This window comes from Adlercreutzia sp. DFI.6.23, from assembly GCF_024462535.1.
Classification (GTDB): Bacteria; Actinomycetota; Coriobacteriia; order Coriobacteriales; family Eggerthellaceae; genus Adlercreutzia; species Adlercreutzia rubneri.
This window is the reverse complement of the sequence record NZ_JANGBP010000006.1, coordinates 60051-79535: the sequence shown is the minus strand read 5'-3', so window position 1 is coordinate 79535 and position 19485 is coordinate 60051. Positions and strand designations below refer to the sequence as shown.

The following is a 19485-nucleotide window of genomic DNA, read 5'->3' as shown; positions in this document are numbered from 1 at the left end:
CACCCCGACCATGCTGCACACTCCTCTCTGAGCCGCCCTTCCCCCCAGGGGCGGCTCCTCTCTTTATGCGACAGATTCGCGACAATCCCTGCCCAAGTAAGGAGGTGCCCCATGCCACTCAGCCAGATGAAGTGCGAACGCTGCGGCGGGATGATGCCCGTGCGCCGCAGGCGCGGCCGCTTGAGGAAGCGCAACCACGTGAAGACCATGTGGTGCCCGTGGTGCAAGCGCGTGACCCAGCACAGGGAACGCTTCTGATGCTCACCGCGCCCCAGGAGAAATACTGCCAGGCCCGCGCCCGCGGGCTGTCCCAGCGCCAGGCGTACCGCGAGGCATACCCGAAGTCCGCCAAGTGGAAGGACTCGGCCGTGGATTCGCAGGCCTGCCGCCTTGAGGCGCTGCCCAAGGTTTCCGCAAGGCTCGCAGAGCTTCAGGAAGCGGCCGCTAAGGAGGCCGTCGCGTCGCGTGCGGCCGTCATCGACCGCATGGCGGCCCTGAACGCGCACTCGGCCAAGATCGCCGTGGAGAAGGCGCGACAGGGCGTGATCGACAAGGACGCCGTGAAGGCCATGGTGGACACCAGCGCCAAGCTGCTCGACGTTCTGCCGGAGGAGCGCGACAATCCGGGCGGCGCCCTCCGCGTGTACGACTTCGGCAGGCTCATCGGACGCGCCTTCATCGACGTGCACCGCGACATAGCCGAGCACGGCCACGAGGAGTACTGGTTCGAGGGCGGGCGCGGCTCCCTCAAGACCTCGACCATCGGCATGGAGATCGTGGGCGGCGTGACCTCCGAGCCTGGGCGCAACGCCCTGTGCCTTCGCAACCGAACGAACAAGCTGCGCACATCCGTGTACGCAGAGATCAAGAAGGCGGCCCGAAGGATGGGCGTGGCCGACGAGTTCGCATGGGGCAAGTCGCCCCTGCAGGCCACTCACAGGCCAACGGGAAACGTGATCTACTTCTTCGGCGCCGACAACATCAACCCGGAGGACTCCCCGCTCAAGGGCCTCACGCCCGAGGAGGGCTATATCGCCTACGTGTGGTTCGAGGAGGCCAGCCAGTTCCCCGGCTACAACTACATCCGCAACGTGAAGCAGACGGTGCTGCGCGGCGGCGGCGACCTGCCCACCTGGACGTTCCTCAGCTACAACCCGCCCATCAGCGTCAACGCGTGGGTGAACCGCGAGAGCCGCGAGCCGCAGGACGGCAGGCTCGTGCACCGCTCCCACTGGACCGACGCGCCCAGGGAATGGCTGGGCGATGCCTTCGTGGCCGTTGCCGAGGCGCTGAGGAAGCGCAACCCGAAGGCGTACCGACACGAGTACGACGGCGAGGCCACGGGCACCGGCGCAAACGTCATCGACCCCGAGATCATCGAGGTGCGCGCCATCACAGAGGAGGAGCGCGACGCGCTGGACAACATCAGCCACGGCGTGGACGCCGGCTCGGTGCATCCGTGGGTCCACATGCGCGTCGCCTACGACGTGGACGAGGGCGTCCTTTGGCTCCTCGACGAGGACACCGCCACGGGGCACGACGCGCACGACACCCAGACCGCCCCGCTCCTGGCCGAGCGGCTTGAGGAGTTCGGCGAGGAGGATGCCGACCTGTGGTGCGACAGCGCGGCCAAGTCCATGATTCTCTACTACCAGAGCAACGGGCTGCACGCGCGCAAGGCGTACAAGCAGGGCGTGAACTCCCCCGCCGAGCGCATCCGCTGGTTCAACCGCCTTGCCAAGATCGTCATCGACCCAGAGACGTGCCCGATGGCCGCCGAGCAGTTCCCCGCCCTTGAGTACGTCATAACCCCCGCGGGCGACATTACCGAGACACTGCCCAAGGTGAACGACGACACGATCGACGCGGTGGGCTACGCCGCGTCGGCATGGATTAGGCAGGGGCTTTAATGGCAGAGGAACGCGGCACCTACGCTTACGCAATCGAATGGCTCAAGATGCTGGGGTACTCCCCGGATGTGCGCATGGCCGGCGCCATCGCAGCGTACTGGGGCTGGTACACCGCCGACAACGAGTGGTACCACTACCGTGCGCGGCGCGGCTTCAAGCTCTTCAAGAGCGACCGCGAGACGCTGCACCCCGCCGCCCTCGCGGCCGAGGCGTGGAGCGACCTGCTGATGAACGAGAAGCTTGAGATCACCGCGGAGGACGAGGGCCTGCAGGAAGTCCTGGCCGCCCACTTCTACGGCTTCGGCGTGAACCAGGCGGACTTCACCACCCGCGCCTTCGCCCTCGGCACCGGCGCGTGGGCGATCGGCGTGGACGATGTGAGCGATGACGGCATGATGCACCCCGACGCCCGCGTGAAGATCGAGGACTACGACGCCCAGCAGGTGCTCCCGCTCACCTGGTCGGCGGACAGCTGCACGCAGTGCGCCTTCGTGACGCGCGTGGAGCTCAACGGGCGGGATTACGACCAGTGCCAGGCCCACATCCTGCTCGATGGCACCTACCACATCCTCACCCAGCTGTTCGACGTGAAGAGCCACCGCATGGTGTTCCCGGAGGGCGTGACCTCCGACCTCGACACCAAAAGCCCCCATCAGACCTTCGCGTTGGTGAAGCCCGCCGTGCCAAACTCCCATTTCAGCTACTGCGCCATGGGCGCCAGCGTCTTCGAGAAGGGCATCAGCGCCATCAAGGCGACCGACGAGGCGCTCACCTCCCTGCTGGTGCACCTCCGCGTCGCACGCCCCAAGATGTTCGTGACGGACACGATGATCGAGAAGAAGACCACGAAGGGGGCCGACGGGAAGAAGGTAACGGAGTACGCCGCGTTCGGCGAGGCCGACGATATCACCTTCCGCACCCCTCCCGGCGAGGAGGGGACCGACCCGCTCAAGGTCGTGCAGCCCGAGATGCGCATCGGCGACAACGAGGCGGCCATAAACGCCGGCTTGAAGATGCTCTCCATCACCTGCGGCCTGGGCGACCAGTACTGGGCCTGGGACCACAAGGACGGCCTGAAAACGGCCACCGAGGTGGTCAGCGACTCCTCGATGCTGGCCAGGACGCTCAGGAAGCACCAGAACGCCCTGCGCGGCTCGATCGCGGAGCTGGTGCGCGGCGTGGCCGGCGTGTGCAAGCACCTCTGCGGCACCGCCGTGGACCCGACAGCCGCGATCTCCGTGGACTTCGATGATTCCATCATCACGGACACCCAGACCGACAAGAACATGGCCCTCACCGAGATCAGCATGCTCGGCATCCCGGCCCTCAAGCGGAAGTACCTGGTCGATTACTGCGGCTTCACCGAGGAAGATGCCGCGGCGGCGGTGCCCGATCAGGCCGTCGCGGTCGATTACGGTGCATGATGCTCTCCCCCGATCTGCTTGAGGCGGCGGGGGATTCGGTCGCCGCCGTATACAACGACATAGAGGCCAGGATGCTCACGCACCTGGTCTCCTCGCTCATAAGCATCGAGAACCTGGACCAGCAGACCGCCACCGAGCTCAACCTGCTCGCGCAGACCCACACGGCCCAGCTGCGCGGCTACCTGGAAGACGAGGCCGAACTCATCAGCGGCGAGGTGCGCGCCACGGCCGAGAGGCTCTTGCGCGCATCGGACGAGGACGATCTCAAGCGCGTGGGCGCGGGCAGCCCCATGTGGCCGCAGCAGGTGGGCGCCACCGTGGAGGGCGTGGCCAGAATCTTGGAGCGGGACAACCTGCAAATGGTGGAGGGGGCGAAGCAGGCCTTCCTCAGCGCCTCTATCGAGGCCGTCACCCGCGTGAACACCGGCACCATGACCACGGAGCGCGCCCTGCACGCGGCGGTCCGCAAGTTGGAGCGCGGGGGCATCCCGATCATCACGTACCAGAACCGAGAGACCGGCACCGTCACCGTGGAGAACAAGGTGGACGTGGCCGTGCGCAGGCACATCCGCACCCAGATCGCCCAGGACGGCGCGCGCATGACCTTGGAGCGCATCGAGCGCGACGGCATCGACCTGGTGGAGGTGTCCAGCCACGAGGACAGCCGGCCGAGCCATGCCGCATGGCAGGGGCAGGTGTACAGCCTGCGCGGCGAGATCGAGATCGACGGGCACCGCTACCGCGACTTCTACGAGGCGACGCGCTACGGGCAGGTGGACGGGCTTCTCGGCGCCAACTGCCACCACAGCTTCGGCCCGTACCGCCACGGCGCTCCCAGGGCATACGAGCAGAGCCCAGAGCACCCCAGCGGGCTGAGCGGCGCCGAGGTGTACGAACTAGAGCAGACCCAGCGGCACCTTGAGCGGCGCATACGCGAGGCGAAGCGCGAGGTGCGCGGCGCCCAGCAGGTGTACGAGAAGACGGGCGGCCTTGAGAGCCGCAGCGCGCTGCTCAAGGCGCAGGCCAAGCTGAAGACCAGCCAGAGCGCCATGCGCGACCTCATCAAGGAGGCTAACGCCAAGGCGAAGCCCGGAACCACGGTGCTCACGCGCAGGCCGAACCGCGAGTGGGCCGGCGACATGCCGAAGGGCGCGAGCCTCAAGGCATCCGGCAGGAAGCTGGACGATTTCCTCGGCGGCGCGGGCGCGTCCGGCACGCTCAAGGCCAACGGCATCAGCATGAGCGCGGCGCGCAAGGCCATGGCAGAGGCAGTGGCGAGGCGAGGGGGCACGGCCTCGGACTTCGCGGCCCTCACGGCGAAGGACCAGCAGGCGATCTTCAAGAGCGTGGTGAGCGCCCTGCGAAACCCCGCGAAGGTTGCGAACGCGAAGCACGCGGCCAAGACGGCCGTGAACCGATCTGCGCGCGTGTACGGCAGGCTGGAAGCCGAGCACGTGGACAAGATCGCGCAGCTTGTGGGCAAGGGAGCGACCGCGCCGGCCCGGGTGTATCTGCGCTACGAGGAGCAGCTTAGCCTGCTCGACCACGCCCACCGCGGCACCGCGCACTTCTCGCCCCGCGACGTGGGCGTGCGCATAAACGTGGCGAACACGTACGAAGACGCGCGGCAGCCGTCCATGAACACCTGGTTCCACGAGTTCGGCCACCACATCGACTACCTCAGCACGGGGGCGCAGGACTACACGGCCAAGCGGGCGGCTGGCACCGCCTACGGCGATATGTACGCATCCACGAAGTTCAAGGGCAACGCCTTCGGCAGGACGCTCAAGGCCGAGGCGACCGCCTACGTGGACGCGGTGCATGCCCGCATAAAGGCCGAGGCCGCCGCGCGCCTCGACGCGCTCGATCTGAGGTGGCTGCGCAATGACCGCATGCTGTCCGATGCGACCTTCCAGGCGCTCAGGCACAAGGCGCGGCTGTACCAGCGGGTCACGTCCCCCGGCTTCGATGCCGACGGTTGGGGCATGACGGCCGAGGAGGTTGCGGCGGCGAAGGGGTACAAGAAGGAGATCGTTGCCGCGGCCAAGAAGGACCCGCAGTACAAGGACGCCACCAAGAAGCAGCGCGCATACGATGAGGTGAGCCAGGAGATCAGGGGCATGACCGATGCCCAGAAGGCCGACCTGTCCGACATATTCGAGGGCGCCACGGGCGCGAGGGTCAAGGGCGGATGGGGCCACGGCAAGAGCTACTGGGACAAGGGCAACGGCGCCCTGGCGCGCGAGGCCTTCGCGGAGTTCTACAGCGCGCACATCAGCAACCCGGAGGGCCTTGCGGTGCTCAGGCGGTACCTCCCGAAGTCCGCGGCCATATTCGAGGATATAATCGACGCGATAGAGAAAGGCGCGCTATGAACGAAGAGCTAGACCGACTCATGGACGAATACGCCGAGCGGTTCGATGACCAGTTCCCTCGCATGATGATGATGAGCGAGCCGGACGATGCCATCATCGCGGCCATACGGCGATGCCTCGACACCGGGCAGCCGTTCGACCCCGGACTTCCAGAGCACGTGGATATATAGAGACACACCAGGCCCCGCCGAGCGCGGGGCTTTTTCATGCCCTGGCGACACCTTCGGGAAACTTCCAACCATCGCGAGAGACGGCGGCAACGGTCTCACTCGCCCGCCCGAGCGGCAATCGGGTACCGAAGCGCGCAGAGAAGCGCGGAAACCAAACCCCGGAGAAAGGTTGGAAGAATGACGGGAACGACACCAGCACCCACCCCCACCGCGCCGGAGCCTACACCGGCAACGACGCCTGCGGCCGAGCCTGCCACCGCGCCGCAGCCCGCCGCGCCTGCCGCAGAGCCTGCACCCGCGGCGGCGGCAGAACCCGCGCCGCAGGCCGCCGCGCCTGCCGGCAGCACGGTGAACGCCCACAAGTACCAGCGCGACCTCGCGAAGGTAGAGGCGGAGCGCGATGCCGCCAAGGCCGAGGCCGAGGGCTACAAGGGCCTCGCCGCCGAGTTCGAGGCCTGGAAGGCGGCCCAGGAAGCCGCCAAGGTCGAGGGCGCCCTCAAGGAGGCCGGGTGCCATGACGTTGTGGCCGCATCCGCGCGCCTCAAGGAGTTCGACGGCGACGTGGCCAAGCTGAAAGAGGCCGCGCCCTACCTGTTCACCTCTTCCGACAAGAGCAAGAGCACAGGGGGAAACCCGAAGGGCGCCCCCGACCCCGAGGACGAGCGCACCAAGAAGATGCGCGAAATGCTCGGGCTGACCAACGAATAGGAGCGTTTCAATGCCTAACCAGATCACCCTGCCCCAGGGCATCCAGACCATCCTCGACGAGGTGTACCGCCAAGCATCGGTCACCTCCGTGCTGACCAGCCCTCCCTCCCAGCTGCGCCCGACCCAGAACGTGCACGAGTTCTGCTACCCGCAGATGGAAGTGGGCGGCCTGGGCGACTACGACCGCGCCAGCGGCTACACCGCCAACAGCGGCGTGAACCTCGTGTGGAAGACCGTGGAGGCCGACTACGACCGAGGCACCAAGATCATGGTGGACGAGATGGACAGCCAGGAGACCTTCGACCTCGCCTTCGGGCAGGCCGCGAACATCCTGATGCGCGAGCACGTCGCGCCCGAGGGCGACGCCTTCACCTTCGCCAAGATCGCGGGGCTGGACAGCATCACCAACAACACCGACAGCATCGAGAACGGGGTGCAGTTCCTGGAGGCCATCCTCACCGCCACCACCGAGATGGACGAGGAAGAGGTACCCGAGGAGCAGCGTTACCTGTTCACCACCTCCACCCTGCTCAAGTCCGTCAAGGCGCTGGACACCACCAAGTCGCGCGAGGCGCTGGACGGCTTCGCCGGCATCGTCAAGGTCCCGCGCGGCCGCTTCAACACCGCCATCGACCTGCTGAGCGGCCGCGACGGCGACGAGATCGCCGGCGGCTGGAAGGCCTCGGAGCTGTCCAAGCCCATCAACTTCCTGATCGTCCACAAGCCATCGCTCATCAAGTTCGACCGCCACATCGCCGGCCCCACCGTCATCGGCCCGGACATGAACCCCGACGCCGACGCGAGCATCGTGAAGTACCGCAAGTACGGCTTGGTGGACGGCTACGAGAACAAGCGCGCAGGCATCTACCTGAGCCACAAGTAAGGAGGAAACGCATGAAGACCGTGGGACTGCTCTTTGAGGGCAAGGCCGTGCAGAAGAAGGCCGCGGCCGCCAAGCCCAAGCAGGCTAAGAAGCCCGCAGCGCCCAAGGGCGCGGAGGCCAAGGCCGGAACTGCCGATGCGGACAAGGGCGCCGACGAGGCCGCGGCCGACAACAAGGGCGCGGAGGCCAAGGCCGGAGAGGGGGTCAACTAGAAGATGCCGCTTCCTTCCGTCACATACGAGCTCTACAAGGGTCGGGGCGGAACGCTCGGGGAGGATGCCTTCGCGGCATCCCTCCGGGCTGCGGCATCTGCGGTCCGCGACGTGATCGGGTACAACGAGCCGCAGGACGAGGAGGACGAGGACGCCTATATCCGCGCGGTCTGCGCGGCCGTGGAGGTCGATCAGGCCTACGGGGCATCGGGGGGCATCGGAGAGGCCGTGGCCTCTGTCACGCTCGGCAAGTTCTCCGCCTCGATCGGCGGAGACGGCGCCTCGTCACTCTACGATGCGGACATGCGCCGCGTCGTGCACCGCGAGCTGGTCGGGTCCTCTCTTCTCTACCAGGGGCTTCGATGATTCCCCTGCCGCGCAGGATGCTGCGCCAAACCGCCACGGTGCGCGTCCCGAAGGACGGCCCGTATGGCGGCGAGTACGAGGAGGCCCAGACCATCGAGCGCGTCTGGTTCGACGCCTCGGCGACCATCAGGCAGACGGACTACCAGCTGCAGGCACCCGTGAGGGGCACCCTGTTCATCGACCCGAACACGAGCGCCGGGGCCTTCGCAATCCCCGCCGGCTCGCTTGTGAGCGTTGACGGGGAGGTTTCTGAGGCGACCGTCCACGAGTGCAGCCCGATCAAGGACGGCCGCGGGCGCGTCCACCATTGGGAGGTGGTGCTCAAATGACGGTCATCATCAGCACCCCGCAGCTGGATGCCCTTCTCGACCCGTCCGCCCAGCGGAAGCGCCAGGAAGAGTACGCCATGCGCGTGGCCTTCGTGATGCGGAAGTACGTGCCGCGCGACGAGAACACGCTCAGGGCGTCCGAGCCGCTGAACAGCCGCTACGGCGACGGCCTGCTCATCTGGTCCACGCCCTACGCGGCAACGCAGTACAGCGTCCCCATGCGCCACAGCACGGCGGGGACATGCGACCACTGGGACGAGGCGTGCGCCCGCAACGATATGCCCGCGCTCATCGAGTACGCCGAGTCCCTCTTCGGAGGTGCGTAGCCATGGACCTGCTGGACGTGATGCGCAAGCGCCTCAACGAGGCGGGCATCGACAACGTGTTCAGCGCCATGCCGGACGGCAGGCGCCACCCCGAATCGGTGACGCTCGCCTTCGGCATCCCCGACCGCAAGGTCGTCTTCTACGACGGCACCACCACCTCGCCCATGCGCGTCACGGTCATCGTGAAGCGCGTTAGCGAGTTCGCTGCCATGTGCGACGCTCAGAGGGCCGAGGCCGTGCTCAAAAGCTCGCCCCTCGACTCCGAGGATGGCAGCTATCAGCTTGACAGCGTCGAAACCACAGACCCGCAGCCCCTCCCGTGGGACGAATCGGGCCGCTTCGTCTGGGCGTTCGACGTGTACATCGACACGAGAAAGGACTTTTTCTAATGGCCAAGACCGTCGATATCGGGTTCGCGCTGAACTACCAGTACGCGAACCTTCTGAACACCACCCCGGAGGAGAGCGAGCCGACCTGGGCCTACATGGGGCCGGGCATCGAGGACATTTCCCCCGACCGCTCCGAGAAGACCGACGAGACCGAGGACTACTCCACGGGCGGCAACACCGTCACCACCGTGACGGGCGTGACCAAGACCACGAGCGTCACCGGCAAGCGCCTCATCGGCGACCCGCTGCAGGAATACGTGGCGAGCCTTGAGGAGAGCTTCGGCGACGAGCGCAAGACCCAGTACCGCATCGTGTCCCCCACGGGCGAGATCATCGAGGAGGACGTGACGCTCAAGGATATCAACATCACCGGGCCGAACGGCGCCGCGTCCGACAAGCAGGCCATCAGCTTCTCCATGGCGCGCAACGACACGCCGAAGCTGGTGCAGGCCGCCAAGGGCCACCACCTGCCCGCGGAGATCACCGTGGAGGACGTGGCCGTGGCCGTGGGCAAGACCGCGGCCGTCACCCCCGCGGTGCAGCCCGCCACCGCGAGCGACTGGTGCCTCTACGCGATCGAGGACACCGACATTGCGCGCGTGACCGCCGACGGCATCGTCACCGGCGTGAAGGCCGGCAAGACCCGCCTGGGCGTGCGCTGCGCGTCCAAGCCCTCCATCCGCGCCACCGTCGAGGTGGAGGTAACCGAGGCCTAAGCCCGAGGCGACACACATAGGAACATCGGCAATGAGGCCGGGGCGAATGCGCTGCGCCCCGGCTTTTCTTTTCCAACAGCGCAGGAAAAGAGGACAGAGATGGAACTCAAGATCAAGGCACCATTCGAACCGCTTGACCTCGTGATCGGCGACCAGGCACTGACGTGCCGCATCAACGTGACGCCGGACGGCCTGCTGAACATCGGCGAGGCGTGCAGCAAGGCGGAGCAGAAGATCAAGGCCCTCCAAAAGCTGTACGACGATGCCCAGCAGTCCAAGAACGCCGCCAAGATGAAGAAGGTGAACACCCAGATCGCCGCCGTGATCGAGCCGGCCATCAAGGCGGGCATCGGCGAGGACGGCTACGATGCCATTCTCGCGGCGTGCGGGGCAGGCGGCCCGGTCACCAAGGCCGACTGCAACATCGTCATGGTCAAGGTCTTCGGGGCCATTCACTCGACCGTAAACGAGCGAATGGAGGAATCTCTGAACGAGCAGGCAGCGCATTACCTCGCGGAGGTCGAAGATGCGCAGCCCGAGCCTGACCCGGAAGACTAAGCACAAGAATGGCCGACTGGTCAGCACCTACGAATGGAGCGGCCGGCAGGTTGGCGTTTTCGATTCCGCGCGAAACGGCATCCTGGTAATCGAACTGTTCCAAGATGAGGAGCTGCGACCCGACGAGAAGGCGCGGCTCCTCATCCGCATGCTGTTCCCCGACCCCGCCGAAGCCATCGCGATGGCCGGCGATCGGCTCGGGGAACTGCTCATCCACATCGTCTGGGAGGCCTTCGGCCTCGACATTTCAGAGGACCGGCGCCACGCCTCGGAGCACGAGGCCGCCGTCTTCGACTTCGCCCAGGACGCCTCGCGCATCCGCGCCTCGCTCTTGCAGTGCTTCGGCATCGACTGGGACGAGGCCTCCCGCGCCCTGTCCTACGCCGACATGTGCTCGCTGCTCGGAATGCTGCTGGAAGCGGACACCGAGACGCCGTTCCAGCAGGCCATCTACTACCGCACGGCCAAGCCGCCGAAGCGCACCAAGCACAACGCCGATCTATGCGACGCCTTCGAGGCGCGCCGCAAGCACTTCTCCCTTGAGAAGACAGAAGACGCGGCGCAGGCGGCCAACGATACCGCCGCCGGCATGTTCGCGGCCATGAAGCGCGCCGCCCAGAAGGGGGCGTAAGGCATGGCGGGCAACAACGTAACGATCGACGCGAAGCTGAACGAGAAGGGCGTAGTCTCAGGCGCCAAACAGATCAAGGTCAGCCTAGAGGAGATCAAGAAGGCCGACGGGTCGCTCAACTGGTCCGGCGTCAAGGAGGGCGAGAGCGCCGCCAAGAAGTCCGGCGACGGCTTCACGGTGCTCAAGGGCATCCTGGCCAACCTTGCCACCGCGGGCATCGCCGCGGCGGCGGGCGCGGTCAAAAACTTCTGCTCCGAGGTTGTGCAGATCGGCCAGACCTTCGAGACGTCCATGAGCAAGGTGAGCGCCCTCTCGGGCGCCACGGGCGACGAACTGGCCGCGCTTGAGGCCAAGGCCCGGGAGCTTGGCGCATCCACCACGTTCTCCGCCTCGCAGGCCGCCGACGCGCTCGGCTACATGGCCCTTGCGGGCTGGGACACCCAGCAGATGCTCGAAGGCGTCGGGTCCGTTCTCACGCTCGCCCAGGCCGGCGAGATGGACTTGGCCGCCGCGTCCGACCTCGTGACCGACTACCTCAGCGCCTTCAACATGGAGGCATCGGAGACGGCGCGCATGGTGGACGTGCTCGCCTTTGCCCAAGCCAACGCAAACACCACGGTGGACGGCCTGGGGCAGGCCTTCAAAAACTGCGCCGCCAACGCGAACGCCGCCGGCATGGACGTGGAGACCACATCGGCCGCCATTTCGATGATGGCCAACCAGGGCCTCAAGGGAAGCGAGGCCGGCACCGCGCTCAACGCCGTGCTGCGGGACATGACCGCGAAGATGGAGGACGGCGCCATCGCCATCGGCGACCAGTCCGTCGCGGTCATGGACGCGCAGGGGAACTACCGCGACTTCACCGAAATCCTGGCCGACGTTCAGGCCGCAACCGACGGCATGGGAGAGGCCGAGAAGGCCGCAGCCCTGCAGAGCACGTTCACAGCCGACAGCATAAAGGGGCTGAATCTCATGCTCAACGCCGGGGCCGACGAGATGGTCGGCTTCCGCGAGGAGCTCTACGGCTGCGCCGGCACCGCCGAGGAGACGGCCGCCATCATGACCGACAACCTCGGCGGCGACATAGCCGCCATGGGGTCGGCATTCGAGGAGCTGAGCCTCAAGGTCTACGACTACCTGCAGGAGCCACTGCGCAGCGCCGTGCAGTTCATCACCGGCACGGTGGTGCCCGGCCTTGAGTCGATGCTCCCCAAGATCGAGGAGGGCGCCGCATGGCTCGCCGAGTTCGGCAGCGCCGTGGCAGACAAGTTCCGGGAGCCGCTTGGGGGCGCCATTGACCTCGTGACCGGCACCGTCCTGCCAGCCTTGCAGGATTTCGGAGGCTTCCTGGCCGACGAGATCGGCGGGAACATGGAGACCGTAACCGGCATCATCGACGCGGCAATCCCGGTTCTCGCGGCTCTGGGCGGAGGCCTCATCGCCTATAAGACGTACTCCATGGCGGTGGCCACGGCCGAGAAGGCCCGAGCGGTGGCCACGACCGCCGTTGACACGGCCACCAAGCTGCTCAACGGCACCATGAGGCTCAACCCCATCGGCATCGTCATCACGCTCATCGGCGCGCTCGTCGCCGCCTTCGTGTACCTATGGAACACATCTGACGAGTTCCGCAGCTTCTGGATGGGCGTCTGGGAGTCCGTGAAGGCCGCCGTGCAGCCCGTAGCCGATTGGGTCATGGCAAACGTCATCACGCCCCTCGTGGCGCACTTCCAAGAGTTCCAGGGGCTCTTCTCGGCCCTGTGGGATGCCATCGTCGGCGCCGTCACGAGCGCGTGGGAGCAGATCGCCCCCATCGTCCAGGCGGGCATGGCCGTGGTGCAGGGCATCATTTCGGCGGTCACGCCGGTGGTGCAGGCGGTGTGGGAGGCGTGCTGGGGCGTGGTCTCGGCGGTTGCCACGACGATCTGGGCCAACATCAGCAACACGGTCGAGACGGTCATGGGCGTGATTCAGGGCATCATCCAGGTGGTGACCGGCATCATCAGCGGCGACTGGGACGCGGTGTGGAGCGGCGTGAAGCAGGTTTTCGAGAGCATCATCAACGGCATCCTGCAGGCGGGCGCCAACGTCTTCAGCGCTCTCACATCGATCATCAGCTCGGCGCTCACCGGCATCTACAACATCTGGGCGAGCATCTGGAACAGCGTGTTCAGCACCGTGAGCAGCATCTGGAGCTCCATCACCAGCACCGTGATGGGAGCGGTGCAGGGCATTTGGAGCAACATCACCGGCACCTTCGGCAACCTGGTGGGCACCGTCATGGGCATTTTCGACAGCGTGAAGAACGCCATCACCAACCCCATCGAGACGGCGAAGAACACGCTCAGGGGGATTATCGACACGATAAAGGGCTTCTTCTCGAACTTCCACATCCAGCTGCCCCACATCAACCTGCCGCACTTCGCCATATCCCCGAGCGGATGGCAGATCGGCGACCTGCTCAAAGGCTCCATCCCGTCGCTCTCGATCGAGTGGTACGCCAAGGGCGGCATCTTCAACAGCGCCCAGATCATCGGCATCGGCGAGGCCGGCCCCGAGGCCGTGGTGCCGCTTGCGGGCTCGCGCATGAAGCCGTTCTCCGAGGCCGTGGCCCACGATCTCGACGCCATGGGCGGCAGGGGCATCGACGAGGCGAGCTTGGCCAGGGCCATCGTCAAGGCCCTGGCGCAGGCGGGCGTCGGCAAGACCGTCATCATGCTGGACGGCAAGACGGTCGGCGAGGCTCTGGCGCCATACCTCGACCAGATCAACGGCAGCAGGTACAGCAACGCAAGGAGAGGACTGGCACTATGATGAACCCAGGCATCAGCGTGGAGGGCTACCATTCCCTCGATGACTTCGGGTGGCGCCTCATCGACCGCGAGGAGACGCCGCCGAAGCTGCGCCAGACGAAGGTGACCGTGCCATACGCGAACGGCTCGCTCGACTACACCGGCGTGTACGGCGAGGCGTTCTACGACGAGAAGGCGATCGCCTACACCTTCGCCAAGGACTTCAAGGGCGTCGAGGACATGATGGAGGGCGTGCGCGAGTTCGTCGCATGGCTCTCCGGCATCTACAACGCCGACATACGGGACAGCATGTTCGAGGAGTTCCACAACCACGGCAGCTGCGCGGATACCTCGTGGGAGCATGCCAAGAGCGGCGCGACGGCCAAGGTCACCGCCTCCTTCGACCTCTACCCCTTCATGGTCGCGGACGATGAGAGCACGGCCGCCCTTGAGGTCGGCACCAACTACGTCATAAACGAGGGGCACCCGGTGCGCCTCACGGCCGAGCCGCTGCGCGACTGGGCGACCATCACCGTGGGGGGCGAGACCGTCACGGTGCGCAGGAAGCAGGTCACGAGCCTCTGCCTTGAGAGCGGCCTGGTGGAGATCGAGGTGGACGGCGGCGGCGCCGTCATCACATGGTTCGAGGAGCGCATGTGATGCTGTACACCGTGACGATCTTCAACGACGGCGAGGCCGTGAACATCCACGACCGCTACGAGCGCATCGTATCGGCCCAGGTGTCAAAGGAGCGCAACGCGATCGACTGCCTCACCTTCACCATCTACCCGGACAACCCCGGCTACGAACTGCTGCGCAGCCTCAAGACCACCATCCAGGTGAGGAACGGCAAGACCGGCCGCCTCGACTTCGACGGCCGCATCGTGAAGGCGCCGGCGTCCATGGACGGCACCGGCGCCGTCTTCAAGTCGGTGCAGTGCGAGGGCGTGGAGGCCTACCTGTGCGATTCGACCCAGCCCTATCTCGCGGAGCGGCAGTGGTCCGGCGGGAGCGGGCGCACGGGCCTCCAAGAGTTCATCGACTACGTGCTGGCGCGCCACAACGAGCGCGTGGAGCCCCACAAGCGCGTGTACCGCGGCAAGGTGGACCTCGTGACCTACGCGACCACGGGAGGGGTGTACAAGGGCCTGCAGCGCGACAACACGCGCGACACGCTGTTCGGGAAGCTGGTCGATGTGTTCGGCGGCGAGATGATCGTGCGCCGCAACGAGGCCGACGGCCTGCTTTACCTCGATTACAGCGCGAAGCTGGGAGCCGACAGGGAAACGCCGATCGAGGTGGCCAGGAACATGGCCAGCGTGAGCATGGACGAGGACCCCACCCAGATCATCACGCGGCTGAGGCCCCTGGGCGCCAAGCTAGAGGACAGCGATGACCGCATCACCGTGGCCGGAGCCAACGGCGGGCGCGAGTACATCGACGATGCGGAGGCCATGGCCGAGTACGGAATCGTCGAGGGCACGCACACCTGGGACGATGTGACCCAGCCGGCCAACCTGCTCAGCTCCGCGCGCGCATGGCTCGCCGAGAACAACAGGTACCCCCACTCCGCGGCCGTGAGCGCCTACGACCTCTCGCTCATCGACCTCGCGCCCGACGAGTTCCGCCTCCTCGACTGGTACCACTGCCGCAACCCCCTGGTCGGCCTGGACGAGCCGCTTGAGATCATCAGGCAGACGATCGACATAAACGAGCCGCACAACTCAAGCATAGACCTCGGAGATTCGACCGCGAAGCAGTCATCCCAGGCGACAGCAGCCCTAGCATCCAAGGTGGCGACGCTTGAGAAGCTGCTCGGACTATAGAAAGGACCGGCATGCCCAGAAATGCGAGGATTCACGACGTGCGAATCGTGGACCGAAAAATCACCTACCCGCGAAACGACCGCTGGGTGCAGAACTGCGTGCGCGGCGACGTGCTGCGCGTGGCGTGGGACAGCGAATGGGACTACATGACCGACGTGGTGGCAATCTTCGTGAACGCCGCCGACGGCGAGCGCAGCAACCCCATCGAGATCACCGGCGGCCAGTGCGAGATCCCCGCCAACGTGCTGCTCACCGAGGGGCGCCTGTTCGTCACGATCATCGGCTACCTCGGCCTGGAACAGCGCATCATCACCCAGAAGATGGAGCGCCCCTTCCTCATCAGCGAGAGCGGCGACGTGTACGACACCCTCCTCCCCGAGGTGACCGAGGACGTGCTGCAGAAAGTGCTGAACGGCGCCCGCGAGATCGATGACGCCGTGGCCAACGCCCTGGTCATCAGCCGGGAGGCCCAGGCGATCATCGACGCCATACACGGCCAGGGCTTCGACATGGACGGCATCCTCGCCGCCATCGACCAGCTCGCCCACCGCGCGACCCGCGAGCGCGGCGACGTGTGGGCCGTTGCGGACGTTCTCTTCGCCTCCTTCGATATGGCGGGGTACGGGGAAGACGATGAGAACGGCACCGTGGCCATCTTCAAGATGGCAAGCATGAACGACGAGACCGAGACCCTAGAGATTGGAGAGCGATAATATGCCGCAGGTCACACACCTATCATTCGTGAACGATGACGGCGTGCGCGAGAAGCGCGAGATCGTTGACGCCGGGGGGCGCACCCTCATCGGCGAGCAGGAAAAGAAGATCGCCGCCCTTGAGGAAGTCGATGAGGGCTTCCGCGGCGGCCCCATCCTGCTGAACACCCAGCAGGCGAACGACACCTTCGAGGGCCGCGACCTCGAAGTGCTCTTCGAGGACGAGATCGCCAACGGATACGCGAACGTATGGGAGTACCTAGCCGACCGCGTTGACCTGGCGAGGGACACGGCCGTGGGCATGCGGGCGTACGCAGGCCTCCGCGTCGGCGATTACGCCAACGTGCAGGTCGAGGCCAACCCGTACCCGTACATGATCGGGGCGTTCGACTACGACAAGGGATGCTGCGACCCCGAGCAAGGCCCCAGCCTGCTCATGTGCACCCGCACGGCCTTCCCCGAGCGCGTGCAGTGGAACACCACCAACGACAACAACGGCACAGCGGCCGAGCCGTTCCCCTACCTGGCCAGCAACGTCTTCAGGTACCTGCGCGATACCCTGCTGCCGAAGTTCCCGGCGGAGGTCCGCGCGGTCATGAAGGAGCGCGTCTGCGTGCTTGAGCAGCGTTACAGCGCATCCGCCAAGCTGTCAGACTCGACCACGTGGGCGTGGAAGAACGTGGGGCGCCTGTGGCTGCCCGACGAGGGGGAGATATACGGGTGCGTCTACTGGGGCAGCCGGTACGGCAGCGGCCTCGTCGGACAGATTCCGGCCTTCCAGCTGCCGAGGGACCGCATATTCCGCACGCCCGACGGCACCAGGTCCCACGTGTGGCTCCGCTGCGTGTCGGGCCTCGGCTCGTCCACCGCGTGCAGCGTCTACTCGACCGGCAATGCCAACAACCCCTCGGCCTCGGCCACCGGGGTGGGCGTGGCGCCCTGCTTCCTCCTAGGCTAAGCATTAGCCGTACCGTATACTTCTCAGGAGCCGCCTCGCGCGGCTCCTGATCTTTATACCGCGAAGCGGTCGCTGCAATTTTCGATTTTTTGGAGGTTTTGCCATGGGCGTCTATGCGCGCAAGCGCGGGCTGTCTAGCCGCGAGTTCTTCTTCCGCGCGATGTGCATACGCGACGAGGTCGTGAGGGTCGTGCACAAGGAGCGGCTCGTGCCGAAGTCCTACCGATTCACCTTCGCGGTCCCCATGTGCGAGACCGCCCGCTCCATGATCGCCAACATCGAGCGGGCCGATGCCTTCTACCCGAACAGCAGCTGGGCCGTGATCGAGCGCAAGAAGTACCTGGCCCTGGCCATAGCGGACGCGAACACCCTGTACGATGACCTCGCCTGCCTGGTCGAGGTGCGCGGCGGCGCCAAGAAGAACCCGGACGGCTCCGAGGAGCCTGGGCGCTCGGGCATCGACCTCAACGAAATGAGGGAGCTGCTGACCCTGCTGGATGGCGAGATCGGCCTGCTACAGGCAGCCAAGAACGGCGTCAAGCTGATCGGCGGGGAGAGCGAGGAGGACAGGCTGAGAGCCGCCGAGGAGGAGGCGCAGAGGCTCAGAGACCTCATATTGATGCGAGGCGATGGGCGGGTATAATGGCCAGCGGTCGCGTGTCGCATATTCGTCCAACGTGTGGCTCCGCTGCGTGTCGGGCCTCGGCTCGTCCAACGCGTGCAACGTCAACTCGAACGGCAATGCCAACAACAACTCGGCCTCGAACACCGGGGTGGGCGTGGCGCCCTGATTCCCTTGCGGCCAGTCCTAGTAGCTCTGCGAACGCCGTGCCTAAGAGGAAGGGATGCGCGACCTTCGGGGGCAACCCCGTCAATAAGTACCCCGCGAAGGGTGGCGGACGCTGCTTGCATGGCGGCGCGTTGGACGTTCCGCGCCGTTTCATGCCACACCTTCACGCGGCTGGCAGAACGCTCCATTGGGAGCCGTGCGGGGTACACTCGTGAACTCGGAGGAGAGAAGAGCGGCGCGCCGGCAACGGCGCGAGGAGGAGCGCGCGGCCAAGAGGGCCGAGCGCGTCAAAGACTGCACCCTTGAGGATATAGCGGACCTCAACGCCCTGTACAACGCGGCGAAGCAGGCATCGCGCGGGGTGTCCTGGAAGGCGAGCGTCCAGCGGTACCGAACGCGCATACTCCGCGGCATCGTCAAGGCCAACCATGACCTCATGGAGGGCAACGAGGTCTGCCGCCCCGTTCACCGCTTCACGATATACGAGCGCGGCAAGGAGCGGCACATCGCCGCCGTCTGCTTTCCCGAGCGCGTCATCAAGAAGTCATACAACCAGAACGCGCTCGTGCCGGCGGTCACCCCCACGCTCGTCGCCGACAACTCCGCGAACGTCAGGGGGCGCGGCCAGGACTACGCCATCAAGAGAATCAAGAAGCAGTTGGCGAGGCACTACCGAAAGCACGGCGAGGGCGGCTACATCCTCCTCGTCGATCTGTCCAACTACTTCGGCAGAATCGACCACGCGCACGCGAAGGAGATACTCGGCGAGCTTGAGGATTCCCGGCTCAGGGAACTGGGCGCCCACTTCATAGACAAACAGGGCGAAGTCGGCCTCGGTCTCGGCGACGAGCCGAACCAGACCCACGCCGTCGCCTTCCTCAGCCCGATCGACCACTTCGTGGCGGAGTGCTGCGGAGTGGAGGCCTATGGGCGCTACATGGACGACCTCTACGTGCTCGATTCGTCGAAAGAGCGCCTGCAGGTCGTGCTCGGGTGCATCGAGGCGCTCTGCCTTGAGCGCGGCGCGATGCTCAACCCGCGCAAGACCCAGATCGTCAAGCTGTCCCGCGGCTTCAGATTCCTCAAAAAGCGGTTCACGTTCACGGAGACGGGCCGCATCATCGTGAGGCCGTCGCGCGAGAGCATCACACGCGAGCGCAGGAAGCTCAAGAAACAGGCGGAAATGGTCGCGCGCGGCACCATGACCATGGAGCAGGTGGAACAGTCCTACCAGTCATGGCGCGGCGGCCTTCTCAAGTTGGACGCGACCGAGACGGTGCAGCGGATGGACGCCCTGTACCGTGAATTGTTCGACCCGGCGAACACTTGCCGGGGGGGGGTCTCACTGAAATAGCCTGGAACCTGCCCCTGGCCGCATAAGGCGACACTCTCAATAAAGTGGGTCCACC

At 65.9% G+C, this 19485-nt stretch carries 22 protein-coding genes; all 22 read left to right on the top strand.

What is annotated here, in order from left to right; translation table 11 throughout:
- Positions 1 to 111 precede the first annotated feature (111 nt).
- The 22 genes from NE591_RS07410 (at position 112) to NE591_RS07305 (ending at position 19430) form a co-directional block, all read left to right on the top strand.
- Positions 112 to 258 (top strand): hypothetical protein, encoded by a 147-nt coding sequence (locus NE591_RS07410; RefSeq protein ID WP_227069783.1) that lies wholly within the window; start codon positions 112 to 114, stop codon positions 256 to 258.
- A complete protein-coding gene (locus NE591_RS07405; RefSeq protein WP_227069785.1) occupies positions 258 to 1910 on the top strand; it encodes a PBSX family phage terminase large subunit in 1653 nt (550 codons plus the stop codon). Before NE591_RS07410 ends, NE591_RS07405 begins: the two co-directional genes overlap by 1 nt.
- Positions 1910 to 3334: a phage portal protein gene (locus tag NE591_RS07400; RefSeq protein ID WP_227069786.1), complete on the top strand. Its 1425-nt coding sequence runs from the start codon at positions 1910 to 1912 to the stop codon at positions 3332 to 3334. The genes NE591_RS07405 and NE591_RS07400 overlap by 1 nt, the downstream gene beginning before the upstream one ends.
- Entirely contained in the window at positions 3331 to 5709 is a 2379-nt protein-coding gene (locus NE591_RS07395; protein ID WP_256156536.1) for a phage minor capsid protein, read from the top strand. Before NE591_RS07400 ends, NE591_RS07395 begins: the two co-directional genes overlap by 4 nt.
- Entirely contained in the window at positions 5706 to 5879 is a 174-nt protein-coding gene (locus NE591_RS07390) for a hypothetical protein (protein ID WP_161128287.1), read from the top strand. The genes NE591_RS07395 and NE591_RS07390 overlap by 4 nt, the downstream gene beginning before the upstream one ends.
- A gap of 177 nt (positions 5880 to 6056) precedes the next feature.
- Entirely contained in the window at positions 6057 to 6587 is a 531-nt protein-coding gene (locus NE591_RS07385) for a hypothetical protein (protein WP_227069789.1), read from the top strand.
- A 10-nt stretch (positions 6588 to 6597) separates the two neighbouring features.
- Positions 6598 to 7470, top strand: coding sequence for a hypothetical protein (locus tag NE591_RS07380; protein ID WP_227069790.1), 873 nt, complete (start codon positions 6598 to 6600; stop codon positions 7468 to 7470).
- Between the two features lie 11 nt (positions 7471 to 7481).
- Entirely contained in the window at positions 7482 to 7682 is a 201-nt protein-coding gene (locus tag NE591_RS07375) for a hypothetical protein (protein WP_227069791.1), read from the top strand.
- Between the two features lie 3 nt (positions 7683 to 7685).
- The gene (locus NE591_RS07370; RefSeq protein ID WP_227069794.1) at positions 7686 to 8048 is read left to right on the top strand and encodes a hypothetical protein; all 363 of its coding nucleotides are present in this window, start codon (positions 7686 to 7688) and stop codon (positions 8046 to 8048) included.
- Positions 8045 to 8377: a putative minor capsid protein gene (locus NE591_RS07365; RefSeq protein WP_161128283.1), complete on the top strand. Its 333-nt coding sequence runs from the start codon at positions 8045 to 8047 to the stop codon at positions 8375 to 8377. Before NE591_RS07370 ends, NE591_RS07365 begins: the two co-directional genes overlap by 4 nt.
- Positions 8374 to 8703, top strand: a complete 330-nt coding sequence (locus NE591_RS07360) for a minor capsid protein (protein ID WP_227069796.1) — start codon at positions 8374 to 8376, stop codon at positions 8701 to 8703. Before NE591_RS07365 ends, NE591_RS07360 begins: the two co-directional genes overlap by 4 nt.
- A 2-nt stretch (positions 8704 to 8705) precedes the next feature.
- On the top strand, positions 8706 to 9092 hold the full coding sequence (locus NE591_RS07355; protein WP_227069798.1) for a minor capsid protein: 387 nt from the start codon (positions 8706 to 8708) through the stop codon (positions 9090 to 9092).
- Positions 9092 to 9808, top strand: coding sequence for a phage tail tube protein (locus NE591_RS07350; RefSeq protein WP_161128280.1), 717 nt, complete (start codon positions 9092 to 9094; stop codon positions 9806 to 9808). Before NE591_RS07355 ends, NE591_RS07350 begins: the two co-directional genes overlap by 1 nt.
- 99 nt (positions 9809 to 9907) lie before the next feature.
- The gene (locus NE591_RS07345; protein WP_227069800.1) at positions 9908 to 10366 is read left to right on the top strand and encodes a hypothetical protein; all 459 of its coding nucleotides are present in this window, start codon (positions 9908 to 9910) and stop codon (positions 10364 to 10366) included.
- A complete protein-coding gene (locus NE591_RS07340; protein WP_227069803.1) occupies positions 10335 to 10997 on the top strand; it encodes a Gp15 family bacteriophage protein in 663 nt (220 codons plus the stop codon). The genes NE591_RS07345 and NE591_RS07340 overlap by 32 nt, the downstream gene beginning before the upstream one ends.
- A gap of 3 nt (positions 10998 to 11000) precedes the next feature.
- On the top strand, positions 11001 to 13811 hold the full coding sequence (locus NE591_RS07335) for a phage tail tape measure protein (protein ID WP_256156535.1): 2811 nt from the start codon (positions 11001 to 11003) through the stop codon (positions 13809 to 13811).
- The gene (locus NE591_RS07330; RefSeq protein WP_227069807.1) at positions 13808 to 14449 is read left to right on the top strand and encodes a hypothetical protein; all 642 of its coding nucleotides are present in this window, start codon (positions 13808 to 13810) and stop codon (positions 14447 to 14449) included. Before NE591_RS07335 ends, NE591_RS07330 begins: the two co-directional genes overlap by 4 nt.
- A complete protein-coding gene (locus NE591_RS07325; RefSeq protein ID WP_227069948.1) occupies positions 14449 to 15615 on the top strand; it encodes a phage tail spike protein in 1167 nt (388 codons plus the stop codon). Before NE591_RS07330 ends, NE591_RS07325 begins: the two co-directional genes overlap by 1 nt.
- 47 nt (positions 15616 to 15662) lie before the next feature.
- Positions 15663 to 16328 carry a hypothetical protein gene (locus NE591_RS07320; protein ID WP_256156534.1) on the top strand — a complete coding sequence of 222 codons (666 nt, stop codon included), beginning with the start codon at positions 15663 to 15665 and terminating at the stop codon, positions 16326 to 16328.
- A gap of 1 nt (position 16329) precedes the next feature.
- Positions 16330 to 17286, top strand: a complete 957-nt coding sequence (locus NE591_RS07315; RefSeq protein ID WP_256156533.1) for a hypothetical protein — start codon at positions 16330 to 16332, stop codon at positions 17284 to 17286.
- 103 nt (positions 17287 to 17389) lie between these two features.
- Positions 17390 to 17929: a hypothetical protein gene (locus tag NE591_RS07310; protein ID WP_202427915.1), complete on the top strand. Its 540-nt coding sequence runs from the start codon at positions 17390 to 17392 to the stop codon at positions 17927 to 17929.
- 358 nt (positions 17930 to 18287) lie between these two features.
- A complete protein-coding gene (locus NE591_RS07305) occupies positions 18288 to 19430 on the top strand; it encodes an RNA-directed DNA polymerase (protein ID WP_227069812.1) in 1143 nt (380 codons plus the stop codon).
- The last annotated feature ends 55 nt before the right edge of the window (positions 19431 to 19485 follow it).